Source organism: Rubrivivax rivuli (assembly GCF_004016505.1).
Classification (GTDB): domain Bacteria; phylum Pseudomonadota; class Gammaproteobacteria; order Burkholderiales; family Burkholderiaceae_C; genus Rubrivivax; species Rubrivivax rivuli.
The window spans coordinates 375,633-390,059 of sequence record NZ_SACR01000001.1; the positions used below are offsets into that span (position 1 = coordinate 375,633).

Below are 14,427 nucleotides of genomic sequence, written 5' to 3' on the forward strand. Positions count from 1 at the left end.
CGACTCAAGCGGCGATGCCGACCTGCAGCCGCGCCACGTAACCGGCGCTCAGGCTGCCGGTGACGGTGGCCATCTGTGTGCCCGTGCCGTCGCTGAACACGTTGTCGCTGGCCAGCGTGATGTTGCGCAGGTTGGCCACGCTGGCGCTGTACAGGCTGCTGCCGTTATAGACCGTGCTGCACACATCTTCCGGCAGGGCCAGTTGCGAGGTGCGCAGCTTGTTCGTCCAGCTGCTGGCGCTGTTGGTGCTGCGGTAGATCTCGAAGTGCACGTGCGGCCAGCGGCCCGAGTAGCAGCCCGGGAAGACCGTGACGAAGGTGGCCGTGCCGTCGCTGGCCGTGGGCTGCACGCCGCGCAGGTAGTTCTCGGCGGTGACGCCGCTGCTGTACATCGAGTAGCGGCCCAGCGCATCGCAGTGCCACAGGTAGATGGCGTACTCGGCCAGGTCGGCACAGCTGCCGTTGGTGTTGACGAGGTCGAGGATGATGGTCAGCGGCACGCCCTGCGCCGTGCCGCTGGCACTGGCCACGCTGGTGCGGATGTCGCTGCGCACGATGCCGCTGAGCGCCAGCGCGTTGGCGATGCTGCCGTTCGAGCTGTTGGAGCCGTCGCCGGGGTAGGGGCCGGCGGTCTCTTCGTTGATCACGCTGCAGCTGGTGCTGCTGCCCGTGCCGCTGCCGCCCCCGGTGGTGGTGGTGCCGCCGCCCGAGCTGGTGGTGGCTGTGGTGCTGCCGGCGTCGCTGCCGCCGCCGCCACAGCCCATCAGCGCCATCGCACCGGCGCCGGCACCGCCCACCAGCCAGCGCAGCGCGCCGCGGCGGCGCTGCTGCTGCGCCAGCATGAGGGCGACGTCGTGGGCCAGGCCCTGGTCGTGGTCGTGCTGCGCTTCGGCAGAGGCGGGGGTGTGGCGGGCGGGGTGCTGCGTCATGGCGATGGCTCCGTGGGGTGTGGGAGAAGCGATGCGCCATTGCACCGGCCGCGCTTGTCGGCGGTATCGGTGTTTTGTGTCGAAGCTGAAAAACGCGGCCGCGGGCGGCCGCGCACGTCGTCGGCCGGGCCTTCAGACGCGGAAGTAGAGGCGCCGCCGGTCCAGCCACAGCGCCAGCGCGGCGTAGGCCGAGAGGTTGGCGCAGGCGAAGAGGAAGGAGCCCAGCCGCGGGTCGCTGCCGAGGCCGGCAAAGACGTTCTGGTACAGCCAGGGCAACGGGCTGATGTAAGCCACGGTGCCATCGGGTCGGAAGGCATCGGGCCAACGGATCAGCGCCAGCACGCGCGGCACGAAGCCGGCCAGCACGAAGATGAAGAGCGGGTTCTTGCCGAAGGCCTCGAAGAGCCGCAGCGTGAAGCGGGCCGGCCCCGGCAGCGGGGCCGCGCCCGGTGCACGGTTCTCCAGCAGGTGCATCAGCGTGGCCAGCGTGGCCAGTGCCAGCGCGGTGCTGAGCAGCACGTAGCTCGGCGTCCAGATCTTCTTGTTCAGCGGTACCGCCAGCTGCCAGGCGTAGGCCGCCAGCGCCAGCACCGCGGCGATGACGAAGAAGCGCACCAGCAGCGCCGCATCCACGCGCCCGTGCTGCATCAGCAGATGGCCCACCCACCAGCCCAGCAGCACCTGCGCGATGGCCGGCGGCGTGCTGGCCAGGCCCTCGGGGTCGAAGGGGAGGCCTTCGCCGCGGTACAGGTGGCTCGCGCCCAGCAGCGAACGATCGACCGCGGTGCCGAACCAGCCCAGCAGGCCGTAGGGGTCGGCCGGGTCGCCGAAGGCCAGGCAGGCCGCCCAGTAGCCCAGCAGCAGCACGGCCACCGCGATGAGCGCGCCGCGCACCGACAGCCACCAGACGATGAGCGCCGCCGCGCCGAAGCACAAGGCGATGCGCTGCAGCACGCCCATCGTGCGCAGCGTCTCCATGCTCTTGAGCGCCAGCGCGCCATCGGCTGTCCAGAAAACGAAAGGCGCGGCGTTGAGGAAGAGCCCGAGCGCAAAGATGAGGGCCACGCGCTTGGCCACCCGGCGCAGGAACACGGCCTGCCCCGCGGCGCGCAGCCCCGGCATCACCAGCGCCAGCGCGTTGCCCACCGCGAACAGGAAGAAGGGGAAGACCAGGTCGGTGGGTGTGCAGCCGTGCCAGCCGGCGTGCGCCAGCGGCGGGTACAGGTGGGCCCAGCTGCCCGGGTTGTTGACGAGGATCATCAGCGCCACGGTGGCGCCGCGGAAGACGTCCAGCGAGAGCAGGCGTTGCGTGTTCATCGCAGCGGGCTCCAAGCATTCACGCGCGTTCAGCGACGCAAGGCGGCTTCGATGCTGCCGCCGGCGGCCTCCAGCCGGGCCTGCGCGGCCTCGGCCCCCAGGCCGGCCTTCAGCATCACGATGGCCAGCTTCACGCGGCTGCCGCTGGCCGCCAGCGCGGCGCTGGCGGCGGCTTCGTCGGCGCCGCTGGCCAGCATGGTCAGGCGCAGCGCACGCTTCACGAGCTTGGCGTTGCTGGCCTGCACGTCGACCATCAGGTTGCCGTAGACCTTGTGCAGCTTCACCATCACCGCGCTGCTGAAGGTGTTGAGCGCGATCTTCTGCGCCGTGCCGGCCTTCAGGCGCGTGCTGCCGCTGATGACTTCGGGGCCGGTGTCGAGCAGCACGCCCACCTCGCAGGCCGCCAGCAAAGGCGCGCCGGGGTTGTTGGCGAAACCCACGGTCAACGCGCCGCGCGCACGCGCCGCCTCGGCCGCGCCCAGTGCGTATGGCGTGCCACCGGAAGCGGCCAGCAGCAGCACCACGTCGAGCGCGCCCACGCCGGCCGCGGCGATGTCGGCCGCGCCGCCTTCGCGGCTGTCTTCGGCGCCTTCCACCGCGCGGTAGAGCGCGCCCTCGCCGCCGGCCAGCAAGGCCAGGGCGCGTTCGTGCGGCCACGAGAAGGTGGGGTGCAGCTCCACACTGTCGAGCAGGCCCAGGCGGCCGCTGGTGCCGGCGCCGGCATAAACCAGCCGGCCGCCTTCGCGCAGGCGCGCCGCGGCGGCGTCCACCGCCTGCGCCAGCGCGGGGCCGGCGGCGCGCACGGCCTCGGCGGCGCAGGCCTGGTCTGCGGCCAGCGCATCCACCAGCGTGGCGGTGTCGTAGCGGTCGAGCTGGGGGTGATCCGGGTGGGCTTGTTCGGTGTTCAGCAGCATGGGGGCGGCGTGTCGGGGGAAAGGTGGGTTCGTCAGAGCTGGATCAGCGCCCGCGGGCCCAGCTGGCCCACGGCGTTGACGCCCTGCACCCAGAGCAGGTCGGCGCCCTCGGGGTCGAGCTCGCGTTCGGCCGGGCCGGGCGCACTGAACACCCAGCGCGGGTGCTCAGGCCCGCCATACCGCCGCCACACCGCCCAGCGCACCGGCAGAGCACCGGCCACCGCAGGCTCCACACGCACGCGCAGGCCGGCCGGGGTGGCCACGCGGCGCAGGCCGGGCAGGCCCACGGCCGGCGCTTCCAGCCAGGGTGTGGCCGGCACCAGCGCCGGCGTGGCGTAGGCGCCGCGCTGCAGCAGCGTGGCGATGCCGTCGCGGTCTTGCTGCAGCGTGATCAGGCTGAAGTGCACGTGGCCGCCGGCCGCGGGCCGGTGGCGCGTGAGCGCGATCTGGTCGGCGATCTCGCGCGCCGGCCACACGTTGCCCGGCACGCCCTGCGCCGCCACGCCGGCGGTGCCCACGCGGCTGGTGAAGAGGCCCGGCCAGACGTGGCGCTGCTTGGGGTTCTGCGTGAGCCAGTGGTCGAGCAGCACACCGTACTGCTGGCCGCTGCGCGCCACGGGCCAGTAGAGCTGCGGCGTCCAGTAATCGAGCCAGCCTTCTTCCAGCCACTTCTCGGCGTCGGCGTAGAGCTTGTCGTACTGGCTGAAGCCGGTGATGCCGGGCGGCCGGCGGTCGGGCCGCGGCAGGCCGAAGGGGCTGATGCCGAAGCGCGCGTGCGGCTTGACCTCGCGCACGGTGCGGTGCATCGCCTGCACGAGGCGGTTGACCTGCTCGCGGCGCCAGTCTTCGCGTGTGAGCGTGCCGCCGGCGAGCTGGTAGCGGGCCCAGGCTTCTTCGTCGGGGAAGGGCACTTCAGCGCCGGCCGGGCCGCCGGGCTGGGGGATGGGGTAGGGGTAGAAGTAGTCGTCGATGTGCACGCCGTCGATGTCGTAGCGGCGCAGCACGTCGGCCACCACGGCCAGGGTCTGCGCGACGGCGGCGGGCTCGGCCGGGTCCATCCACAGCATCTCGCCGTAGCGCTTGACGGCCGCCGGCTCGCGCAGCGCGATGTGCGGTGGCGCCAGCGGGCTCTTGGCCGTGGCGTGCCGGGCGCGGTAGGGGTTGAACCAGGCGTGCAGCTCCAGCCCGCGGCGGTGGGCTTCCTCCACCCAGAAGGCCAGCGGGTCCCAGGGCGCTTCATCGGCGCGCCAGGGCGGCTGGCCTTGCGTGCCCGAGAGGTACTCGGTCCAGGGCTCCAGCGTGCTGGCGTACAGCGCACACCCGGCCGGCCGCACCTGCAGGATGAGCGCGTTCAGGCCCAGCGTGCGGGCGCGCTCCAGCAGCACCAGCGCCTCCGCGCGCTGCTCGGCGGCGCTCAGGCCGGTTTTGCTGGGCCAGTCGATGTTCGCCACCGTGGCCACCCAGGCGGCGCGGAACTCGCGCGGCGCCGGCGGCGGCTGCAGCGGGCCGACGGCCGGGGGCGGGGCCACGCCCGCGGGCGCAGCGGCCGCGGGGCCAGGCGGCTGTGCAGCAGCGCCGCCTGCTTCGGCCGCGGCGCCAGGGGCCCCAGCCGGCTGCAGGGGCTGTTGCGCACACCCGCTGCTGCCGGCCAGCCAGGGCGCGCCCACCGCAGCGAGGGCCGCCGCGCCGAAACGGCGGCGCTTCAAACCGGCACCACCGCGCGCAGCGCAGCCAGACAGGAACGAGGCAAGGTCAGCATGGGTTCATCCTAGCGCCGGGGTTCATCGGCTTTGCGCCGCCGGCAGTTCGTACAGCGCATCGGGGCAGCGCTCTTCGTTGCCGCGGCCATCGCTGAAGGAGCGCGCCACGAAACCGTGGTGCTCATAGAAGGCGCGGGCCTGCCCGTTGGCCTGGAAGGTGTAGAGGCGCACGGGCCGTGGCAGCGTGCGCAAGGCCTGCGCCAGCAAGGCGCGGCCCAGGCCAGCGCCCACGTGGGCCGGGTGCACGTAGAGCTGTTCGATCCAGCCGGCAGGTTCGGGCAGGTCGGCGGGGTCGAGCGCCGTGGCCAGCACGCCCTGCACCTCGCCGTCGACCAGCGCCACCGTCACGCCACCGCGCGGCAGCAAGGTGCCGGCCACCCAGGCGGCCACGTCCTCGTCGCCATGCACCTGCGGCAGGAAAGGCAGCAGCACACGCCGGCTCTCGATCAGCACCCGCGCCACGGCCGCGGCATCGGCCGGCGTGGCGGCACGCAGCGCCGGGGCCGCGCGGCCGGGGCGGTGCAGCACGAAGTGGTGTTCGGTGCAGCGCTCGCCGCGGAAATCGGCCTCCAGCGTGGCCAGCGGCCTGAAACCCAGGCGCTGCAGCAGCCGCACCGAAGCCGCGTTGCGCGCATCGGTGATGCCCAGCACGCGCCGCGCCGGCGTGCCGGACCACACCGCCTGCAGCGCCAGGCCCACGGCCTCGGCGGCCAGGCCGCGTCCCTGCGCCGCGCGCGCCAGCGTGAAGCCGATCTCCAGCGCCTGCCCATCGGCGTGCAGGTGCAGGCCGATGTCGCCCAGCAGGGCATCGCTGGTGGTGTCGGCGATGGCGATCTGCAGCCAGTCACTGGCCGGGCAGAAAGGTGTGGCCTCGGGCGTGGCCACGGCCGCGATGAAGGCCGCGGCCTCGGCCAGGCTCAGCGCCGACCAACCCTGGTAGCGGCCGAGTTCGGGGTCGGCCCGCAGCGCGTGAAAGGCCGCGGTGTCGGCCGCGCGCAAGCGGCGCAGGCGCACGCGCGGGCCGGCCAGCGCCCAGGCTTCATCGGGCACGGCGCCCTGCATGGCCGGCTGCGGCGGGTCTCAGAGCGCGGCGGCAGCGCTGGCTGCCGGCGAGGCGGGTGTTGCGGCCGGCGCAGCCGGTGCAGCAGGCCGCGGCGCCGGCCGCGCTGGCGGCACGATGGGCTGTGCAAACGGCGCCGGCCCCGCCGGCTCGGTCTTGGCGCCGCCCTTGGTCAGCACCCACAGGATTGCCGAGCTTTCGGCGTCGGGCAGGCCGCTGTAGCTGGTGGGCCGGTAGCGCATCTGGAAGTTCATCAGCACGCGCTCGGTCTGCTTGTCGAACACGCCGGTGGGCTGGACGTTGTAGCCGTGCTGGGCCAGGCTGCGCTGGATCCAGATCATCTCCGGCGGCTGCGCTTCGAAGACGGCGCGTTGCGCGGCGACGGCGGCGGCGTCGGGCCAGGGCGGGGTGATGCCCAGATCGCTGAACAGCTTCCAGGGAAAGGTGGGGCCCGGGTCTTCCTTGTAGCTGGGCGTCACCTCGCCGTGGCCGAGGATGTGCTCGGGCTTGATGCCGTGGCGCTTGACGATGTCCTTCACCAACGGGATCAGCGCGTCGATCTGCGCCTGCGGGAAGGGCGCGAACACCTTCTGTCCGTTGGGCAGCTGCACGTAGCCCGGGTGCACGATCTCGATGCCGATGCTGCTGCTGTTCAGGCGGTGGTTCGGGCCCCAGGCGCTGGCGCCCGAATGCCAGGCGCGCCGGTTCTCGTCGACCAGCCGGAAGATGCGCGGCTGTGGCTCGTCGCTCAGCAGGTAGTGCGCCGAGACCTGCTGCTCGGTGAGGATCTTCATCGAGGTGGGGAAGTTCGCCACCGTGTAGTGGATGACGAGGAAGAGCACCCGGCTGTCCTGCCCCTTGGCGGTGCGCGTGGCGTCGATGGGTACGCCGCCTTCGGTGGTGGTGGGCGGGCCGCTGGCACAGCCGGCGAGCAGCGCAGCAAGAACCAGGGCCAGGGTGGGGGCCAGACGGGGCATCTTCATGGCGCTGCATTCTGCCGCCGCATCGCACAATCCCTGCATGCTGCTTCGCTCACGTCCCATAACCCTGCGCGCCGCGCTGCACGGCGTGGCCCTGGCCGCGGCCGGCCTGTTCAGTGCCGCCGCCGCACTGGCGCAAGACACGCTGCCACCCCCCGTGCAGGCCGCGCTGGCCCAGGCAGGCCTGCCCGCCGAAGCCCTGGCCGCCGTGGCGCTGCCACTGGGCCACCGCGCCACGACCTGGGAGCACCGCGGCCGCGTGCCGGTGCAACCCGGCTCGACGATGAAGCTCGTCACCAGCGTGGTGGCGCTGGACCTGCTGGGCCCCAACCACCGCGGCCACACCGAACTGCGCAGCGCCGCCCCGCTGAACGACGGCGTGCTGCAGGGCGACCTCGTGCTCAAGGGCGGCGCCGACCCCGAACTCGGCCTGCCGCAGCTGTGGGCGATGCTGGTGGATCTGCGCCAGCGTGGCGTGCAGCACCTCCAGGGCGACCTGGTGCTCGACCGCACGCTCTTCCGCCCGGCGCGTTTCGACCAGAACCTGCCGCCCTTCGACGAAGCGCCCGAGTTCCCCTACAACGTCATCCCCGACGCGCTCTACCTCGCAGGCAACCTGCTGCCTTTCGAGCTGCGTTCGCTGCCCGACGGCACGGTGCGCGCCGAGACCGTGCCGGCGCTGCCCGGCATCAGCTTCAGCAGCCGCATGACGCTCAACGACAAGCGCTGCGCCGATTGGGACGACGGCTGGCTGCCGGCGGCCGTGACGCCCGGCACCAACGCCACGACAGGCACGCAGATCGAACTGCGTGGCAGTTTCCCGCGCAACTGCACGCGCCGCGTGGCGCTGCAGCTGATCGACCGCAGCGAGATGGCCGGCGCGATGTTCCGCGCGCTGTGGCAGCAGCTGGGCGGCACCTGGGCGGGCCGCGTGCGCGAAGCCGCTGCACCCGCCGGCACGCAGGTGCTGGCGCGGCGCGACGCCCGCCCCTGGGGCGAGCTGCTGCGCCCGCTGAACAAGACCAGCGACAACGCGCTCACGCGCCTGCTCTACCTGCAGCTGGGCGTGCCGGCCATGGCCGCCAACCCGCAGGCCAGCACCTTCGAGCTGGCCGACCGCGCGGTGCGCGGCTGGTTCACGAAAAACGGCATCGACCCCACGGGGCTGGTGATGGACAACGGCTCGGGCCTGAGCCGCAGCGAACGCATCAGCGCCTGGCAGATGGCGCGTTTGCTGCAGGTGGCCTGGGCCGGGCCGAACGCCAGCGACCTGGTGATGAGCCTGCCCACCGTGGGTGTGGACGGCACCATGCGCAACCGCCTGAAGGAAGGCCCGGCCGCCGGCTGGGCGCGCCTGAAGACCGGCACGCTGCGCAACGCGGTGGCGCTGGCCGGCTATGTGCGCGATGACAACGGCCGCCCCTGGGCGCTGGCGCTGATGGTCAACCACGAACGCGCATCGCAGGCGCGGCCGGTGCTCGACGCCTTCGTCGACCACTTCGCACGGTCAGGCCCCTACATCGCGTGGCCTGAGAGCTTCCTGCAGCAGCCCGACACCCCGCCGCAGCCGGGCCGCTGGCCCTGAAAAAAGAAGAACCGCCGGGCCCCGTGAGGGGCGTCGGCGGTTCCATGGCACGCCCCGGCCGCAGCCGGGGCCCTGGCAGCCAGCGTCAGAAGAACTTGTAGCTGGCGCTCAGGCTGAAGCGGCGACCCAGCGCGCTCTGCAGGCCCGGATCCCAGTAGGTGAAGGCCGAGGGGAAGCCGTTGGCGCGGTTGTAGTCGTTGGCAAGGTTGAAGATCGTGCCGTTGAGCGTGAGGTTCTTGATGCCGTCGTAGCTCACGCCGAGGTCCACCGTGCGCTCATGGCGCACCTTGCAACGGCCGGCCGCCTTCAGCTGCTGCTGCGCTGCGCTCAGGGTCGAGGCGGCGTTGTTCAGGCAGGCCGACGAAGTGCCGGTGGAGATCGGATCGCTGTGGTTGTGTCGCAGGAAGCTGTTGAAGGCGCCGGCATCCCAACGCAGCGTCACGCTGCCGCGCGAACGCGGGATGTCGCTGTTCGAGGTGCCCACCCAACGATCAATCGGCGCGCCTTCCAGCACCAGGCGGTCGAAGCGCTTGGTGTAGGTGCCCTGCAGCTTCACGCTGAACTTGCCGATGTCGGTGGCCGGCAGGCGCACCGTCAGGTCGTAGTCGATGCCGGCGGTCTTCGTCCACTTGAAGTTGCCGTACTGGCGCGTCAGCAGAATGATCGGGCCGCTGTTGGGGATGAGGTTGCCCTGCGCGTCACGCAGCCAGGTGCCCTGGTTGGGGTCGCGCGTGATCTGTGCCGCCGCCGGGCCGCTCGGGTTGGCGTTGTAGGCATCCATGATGTCGGCGCCGCGCTGCACGCGGATTTCGTCGTCACGCTGGAAGTACCACATGTCGATGCCGAGGTCGATTTCCTTGATCGGCTCGAGCACCATGCCCAGCGTGAAGGAGCGCGAGGTTTCGGCCTTCACGTTCGGGTTGCCGCCCACCACGGTGGCGATGCTGCCCGGGTTGGCCACACCGGTGACGCCAGGGCTGAAGCCCAGCACGTTGCAGTCGCGCGGCGTGTTCAGGTTGATCGCCGGCGAGTTGAAGGTGGCGGGCGTGGCCAGCGTGTTGTTGCAGCGCAGGCTGTCGACGATGCGGCGCTCGCCGAAGCTGTGGAAGGACAGGTTGAAGGCGTTGCCGATCTGCGAGATCGACGGCGCGCGGAAGCCCGTGGCGGCGGTGCCGCGGAAGGCCAGCACGCCCTTCATCGGCGTCCACTTGAAGCCCAGCTTGCCGGTGGTGGCGTTGCCGAAGTCGCTGTACTTCTCGGCGCGCAGCGCGGCCTGCAGTTCCAGCTCTTTCAGCACGGGCAGGCTCAGTTCGCCGAAGGCGGCGAAGGTGGTGCGGCTGCCGCTGGCGCCGTTGGCCACCAGGCCGATGTAGTCACCCGCGAAGTAGTTGGGGTCCGAGGTGGCGGTCAGCGACTCGCGGCGGGCTTCCACGCCCAGGGCCACGGCCGCATTGCCGCCACTCAGCTTGAACAGCTCGCGGCTGGCGCGGAAGTCCAGCGAGGTGATGGTGGATTCGCCCTCGTTGACGGCGGTGCTGGACACGCTGGCGATGCCTTCGGGCGTGTTGGGCTTGCCGAAACGGTAGGTCTGGTTGGCGATGGCGGCGGTCAGCAGCGAGGCGCGCACGCGGCCTTCCTGCTCACGCATGTTGTCCTGCTTGCTGTACAGCAGCGCAGCATCGAAGTCCCAGTCGCCGAAGGTGCCTTCGATGCCGGTGGTCAGGCGCAGCGACTTCAGCGTGTTGATGTCGCCGCGGGGCAGGTCCTCGAAGCGGTAGATCAGCTGGATGGGCTGCGCGTTGGCGGTGCCGCGCGTCGGGTTGTCGGGGTGCGTGGCCGGCAGGACGATGGCGGGCTGCTGGCGGAAGGTGCCGTTGAGCAGCGGCCAGGTCACGGCCGAGCTGCTGCTGGTCGTGGTGAAGAGCGTCGTCGTCATCGCATACGGGATGCGCTGCTCGTTCGTCTTCGTCTGCGAGTACATCAGGTCGGCGTAGGCCGTCAGGCTGTTGCTGATGGCGAAGGTGCCGCGCACCGTGGCGTTGAAGCGGTCCTGCTCGGAGATCGTTTCGTCGGCCCCGTCGAAATTGAAGCGGCACATGCCGGTGGGCAGGCTGCCGGTGGTGGCCAGGAAACCGGCCGGACGGTTGGGCACGCCCTGGCCCACGGTCTGCTCGGTCGGGCAGCCCGGCAGCGTGCCGAGGTAGTTCACGCCCGACAGGCTGTTGTTGGCCACCGAGATGCCGTTGATGGTGGTGCTGCCCGTCAGGCTGGCCGGCACGCGGTAGTAGTTGCCGTAGAACGAGGCGCTGGAATCGGGCGTGAAGCGCGCCAGCGAGCCGGTGCTCGTGAGGAAGGCGTCGTAGCGGGCCTGGTTGCCGCGGTCGACGAGGTCGATGAAGTTGACCGGGTCACGCTTGTTGTAGCTGACACCGCCGAAGACGTTGAAGCGCTGGGTGTCGATGTTGCCGAAGCCGAAGGTCAGGTCGACCCCCTTCTGCACGCCGCGGCCGCGGTCGTTGGCCGAGTAGCTGGCGCTGGCCTCGGCCCCCTGGTAGTCCTTGCGCAGGATGTAGTTGATCACGCCGGCCATGGCGTCGGAGCCGTACATGGCCGAGGCACCGTCCTTCAGCACGTCGATGCGGTCGATGGCGCCCTTCGGGATGGTGTTCACGCTGATGAGCGAACCCCGGCCGAAGTTGATGTCCACCGCGGCCACGGGGGCCGTGCGGCGGCCGTTGATCAGCACCAGCGTGGCTTGCGAGCCGAAGCCGCGCAGCGAGATGGTGGACAGGCCGCCGACGAAGCCCGAAGCGGCGGCGTCGCCGATGGAGCCGGTGTCCACGGCGCCGGTGGAGCGCAGCAGCTCTTCGATGCTGGTGTAGCCCGAGCGCGAAATCTCTTCGCGGCCGAAGCTCTGCACCACGGACGGCGTGACGGTGTCGGTGCGCTTGATCAGCGAGCCCGTGACCTCGATGCGTTGCGGCGTGGCAGCCGCAGCGGGAGCAGCCGCGGGCGTGGTCTGCGCCAGGGCGGGCGCGGCGATGGCGGCCAGGGCCGCCAGGGCGAGGAGGTGGTGACGTGCTTTCAAGGAGGGTCCCTCGTTCTTTTGCGAAAGGCGCTGCCGAAAGCAGCATCCATGCCATTTCCGGGTGACGTCCGTGTTACGGGCATCTTTCCGGTTCGTAAGTGATTGCATCACCGCGCCCCTGCCCGGCATGCCCGGGCTTGCCCCAATTTGTGGCGCCGCCGCATCGGCCATGCGCCACAAAGGCGCAAAAGTGCGCACGTTGCCGACACCAGGTGCGGCCACACGGTCGCGCGCAACGCCTGCTAGATTCCGCGGCTTCTTCCGGCGCGCCGGGGCGCCAGGCGGCGCGGCGCGCCGCAACGCTGTCATGCCGCCCCTGCGGCGAAAAGGCCTGCCGATGTCTTCCCGCTCCCTCCCTTCCTCCTGCCTGCCGGCGCGCGGTGTCGCGGCAGCCTGCGCTTTCGTCGCGGCGGCCTGCCTCGGCAGCCTGCCCGCCAGCGCCAACGAACCTGCTACGGCCGTCTACCAGCAGCCTTCTGCCGACATCCGCGCCGTGCTCGACGCACCCGGCCTGCCGCAGCACAGCGTCTCGCCCGACCAGCGCACGCTGGCCGTGGTGCAGCTGCGCCGCCACCGCAGCGTGGCCGAGCTGGCGCGCCCTTCGCTGCGCCTGGCCGGCGTGCGCTTCGACCCCGCGGCCAGCGGCCCGCAGCTGGTGGGCACCATCGAACGCCTGGCGCTGCGCAATGTCGAGCAGGCCGGCGCCCCTGAACGTGTCGTCGCGCTGCCTCCGGGCGGTGCCTTCCACCAGATGCGCTGGTCGCCGGACGGCCGCCGCTTCCTGCTGCAGCGCCGCACCGACAGCGCCACCGAGCTGTGGGTGGGTGAGGTGGCCAGCGCCCAGGTCAAGCCCCTGAAGGGCGTGCGGCTGAACGCGGTGCTGGGCGCCGACATCGCCTGGCTCTCGGCCGACGAGATCGCCGTGCTGGCCGTGCCCGACAAGCGCGGCCCGGCCCCCGTGTTCACCGCGCCCAGCGGCCCGGTGGTGCAGGAATCGATGGGCCGCGTCTCGCCCGAGCGCACGCTGCAAGACCTGTTGAAGGACAGCCAGGACGAGGCCGTTTTCACGCACCACGCCACCTCGGTGTTGCGCCGCGTGCAGCTGAAGACCGGCGCCACGCGCGAGATCGGCGAGCCCGGCCTCTTCTTCAACCTGGTGGTGGCCGGCAACGGCGCGCTGCTGACCGAGCGCCTGGTGCCGCCCTTCAGCTACCAGGTGGCCTGGAACGACTTCAACTCGGTGGCCGAGCTGCGCGACGCGCAGGGCCAGGTGCAGCGCGAGCTGGGCCGCGTGAAGATGGCCGTCGGCGTGCCCATCGGCGGCGTCGTCACCGGCCCGCGCCAGTTCTGGGCCTCGCCGCTGGCCGATGGCGCCGTCTACTGGGTGGAAGCGCTGGACGGCGGCGACCCCAAGGCCAAGGTGCCGCACCGCGACCGCCTGATGCGCCTGGACGCGCCCTACCGCGGCGAGCCTCGCGAGGTGCACCGCACCGCCGGCCGGCTGGGCGGGCTGCTCTTCCTCGAAGACGGCCCGCGCGCGCTGGTGACCGACTTCGACCGCGACCGCCTGTGGGTCACCGGCGCCCTGGTGGCGCTGGACGGCAGCGCGCCGGCGCGCACGCTGCAGGACCGCTCGATGCGCGACCGCTACCGCGACCCGGGCACGCCCGTGAGCCGCACGCTGGCCAACGGCCGCAGCGCGGTGCGCGTGGACGGCGGCGCGCTGTGGCTCATCGGCGCCGGCGCCAGCCCGCAGGGCGAGCGCCCCTTCCTCGACCGCCTGACGCTGGCCAGCGCGAAGACCGAGCGGCGCTTCCAGTCCACGGCCACCCACTACGAGCGCCCGCTGGCCGTGCTGGCCGACGGCCGCATGCTCACCAGCCGCGAGAGCGCCACCGAGCCGCCGAACATCGTGCTGCGCAGCGGCGAGGGCCTGGCGCAGATGCAGGCCCTGACCACCCACGCCGACCCCACGCCGCAGCTGCGCAACATCCAGCGCGAGCTGGTGAAGTTCAAGCGCGCCGATGGCGTGGAGCTCTCGTTCTGGCTCTACACCCCGCCCGACCAGAAACCCGGCGAGCGCCGCCCGGCCTTCGTGTGGGCCTACCCGCTGGAGTTCACCGACGCCAGCACCGCCGGCCAGGTGAGCGGCGCCAACAGCCGCTTCAGCACCTTCGGCACCACCAGCCCGCTGATGCTGGTGCTGGACGGCTACCCCGTGCTGATGGACGCCACCATGCCCGTGGTGGGCAAGCCCGAGACGGTGAACGACAGCTTCGTCGAGCAGATCACCGCCAACGCGCAGGCCATCATCGACAAGGCCGTGGAGATGGGTGTGGCCGAGCGCGAAAACATCGTCGTCGGCGGCCACAGCTACGGCGCCTTCATGACGGCCAACCTGCTGGCCCACACCGACCTCTTCAAGGCCGGCATCGCGCGCAGCGGCGCCTACAACCGCACGCTCACGCCTTTCGGTTTCCAGAGCGAGCGCCGCAGCTACTGGGAGGCGCAGGACGTCTACCTGCGCCTGAGCCCCTTCAACTACGCCAACAAGCTGAAGGAACCGGTGCTGCTGATCCACGGCGACAGCGACAACAACGCCGGCACCTTCCCCATCCAGTCGCAGCGCCTGTACCAGGCGCTGGCCGGCACGGGTGGCAACGTGCGCTACGTGGTGCTGCCCTTCGAATCACACGGCTACATCGCCCGCGAGAGCGTGGGCCACACGCTGCGCGAGATGAGCGACTGGATGAAGCGCCAGACGCGCGACCCGCGCGCGCCGGCCGCGAAGTAAG

General features: G+C 71.6%; 9 protein-coding genes. 2 read left to right on the top strand and 7 right to left on the bottom strand.

Annotation, left to right across the window (positions count from 1 at the left end; genetic code table 11):
- Window positions 1–4: 4 nt before the first annotated feature.
- From EOE66_RS01605 to EOE66_RS01635, 6 genes are all read right to left on the bottom strand, one after another.
- Window positions 5–928: a dioxygenase family protein gene (locus EOE66_RS01605; protein WP_164884954.1), complete on the bottom strand. Its 924-nt coding sequence runs from the start codon at window positions 926–928 to the stop codon at window positions 5–7.
- A 132-nt stretch (window positions 929–1,060) separates the two neighbouring features.
- Window positions 1,061–2,245 (bottom strand): acyltransferase family protein, encoded by a 1,185-nt coding sequence (locus tag EOE66_RS01615; protein WP_128226933.1) that lies wholly within the window; start codon window positions 2,243–2,245, stop codon window positions 1,061–1,063.
- 29 nt (window positions 2,246–2,274) lie between these two features.
- A complete protein-coding gene (locus EOE66_RS01620; protein WP_375137455.1) occupies window positions 2,275–3,156 on the bottom strand; it encodes an N-acetylmuramic acid 6-phosphate etherase in 882 nt (293 codons plus the stop codon).
- Between the two features lie 35 nt (window positions 3,157–3,191).
- Window positions 3,192–4,688, bottom strand: coding sequence for a glycoside hydrolase family 10-like protein (locus tag EOE66_RS01625; protein ID WP_245478860.1), 1,497 nt, complete (start codon window positions 4,686–4,688; stop codon window positions 3,192–3,194).
- Window positions 4,689–4,940: 252 nt separating this feature from the next.
- Entirely contained in the window at window positions 4,941–5,981 is a 1,041-nt protein-coding gene (locus EOE66_RS01630; RefSeq protein WP_128226935.1) for a GNAT family N-acetyltransferase, read from the bottom strand.
- Window positions 5,982–5,999: 18 nt separating this feature from the next.
- On the bottom strand, window positions 6,000–6,962 hold the full coding sequence (locus tag EOE66_RS01635) for an N-acetylmuramoyl-L-alanine amidase (RefSeq protein WP_128226936.1): 963 nt from the start codon (window positions 6,960–6,962) through the stop codon (window positions 6,000–6,002).
- A 37-nt stretch (window positions 6,963–6,999) separates the two neighbouring features.
- Here EOE66_RS01635 and dacB point away from each other — a divergent pair, with 37 nt between their 5' ends.
- Window positions 7,000–8,544: a D-alanyl-D-alanine carboxypeptidase/D-alanyl-D-alanine endopeptidase gene (gene dacB / locus EOE66_RS01640; RefSeq protein WP_164884955.1), complete on the top strand. Its 1,545-nt coding sequence runs from the start codon at window positions 7,000–7,002 to the stop codon at window positions 8,542–8,544.
- 85 nt (window positions 8,545–8,629) lie between these two features.
- Here dacB and EOE66_RS01645 read toward each other — a convergent pair whose 3' ends face one another.
- A complete protein-coding gene (locus EOE66_RS01645) occupies window positions 8,630–11,632 on the bottom strand; it encodes a TonB-dependent receptor domain-containing protein (protein ID WP_128226938.1) in 3,003 nt (1,000 codons plus the stop codon).
- Between the two features lie 337 nt (window positions 11,633–11,969).
- On the opposite strand from EOE66_RS01645, the gene EOE66_RS01650 reads away from it, so the two are divergent.
- Complete coding sequence (locus EOE66_RS01650; protein ID WP_164884956.1) at window positions 11,970–14,426, top strand: alpha/beta hydrolase family protein; 2,457 nt, start codon at window positions 11,970–11,972, stop codon at window positions 14,424–14,426.
- Window position 14,427: the final 1 nt, after the last annotated feature.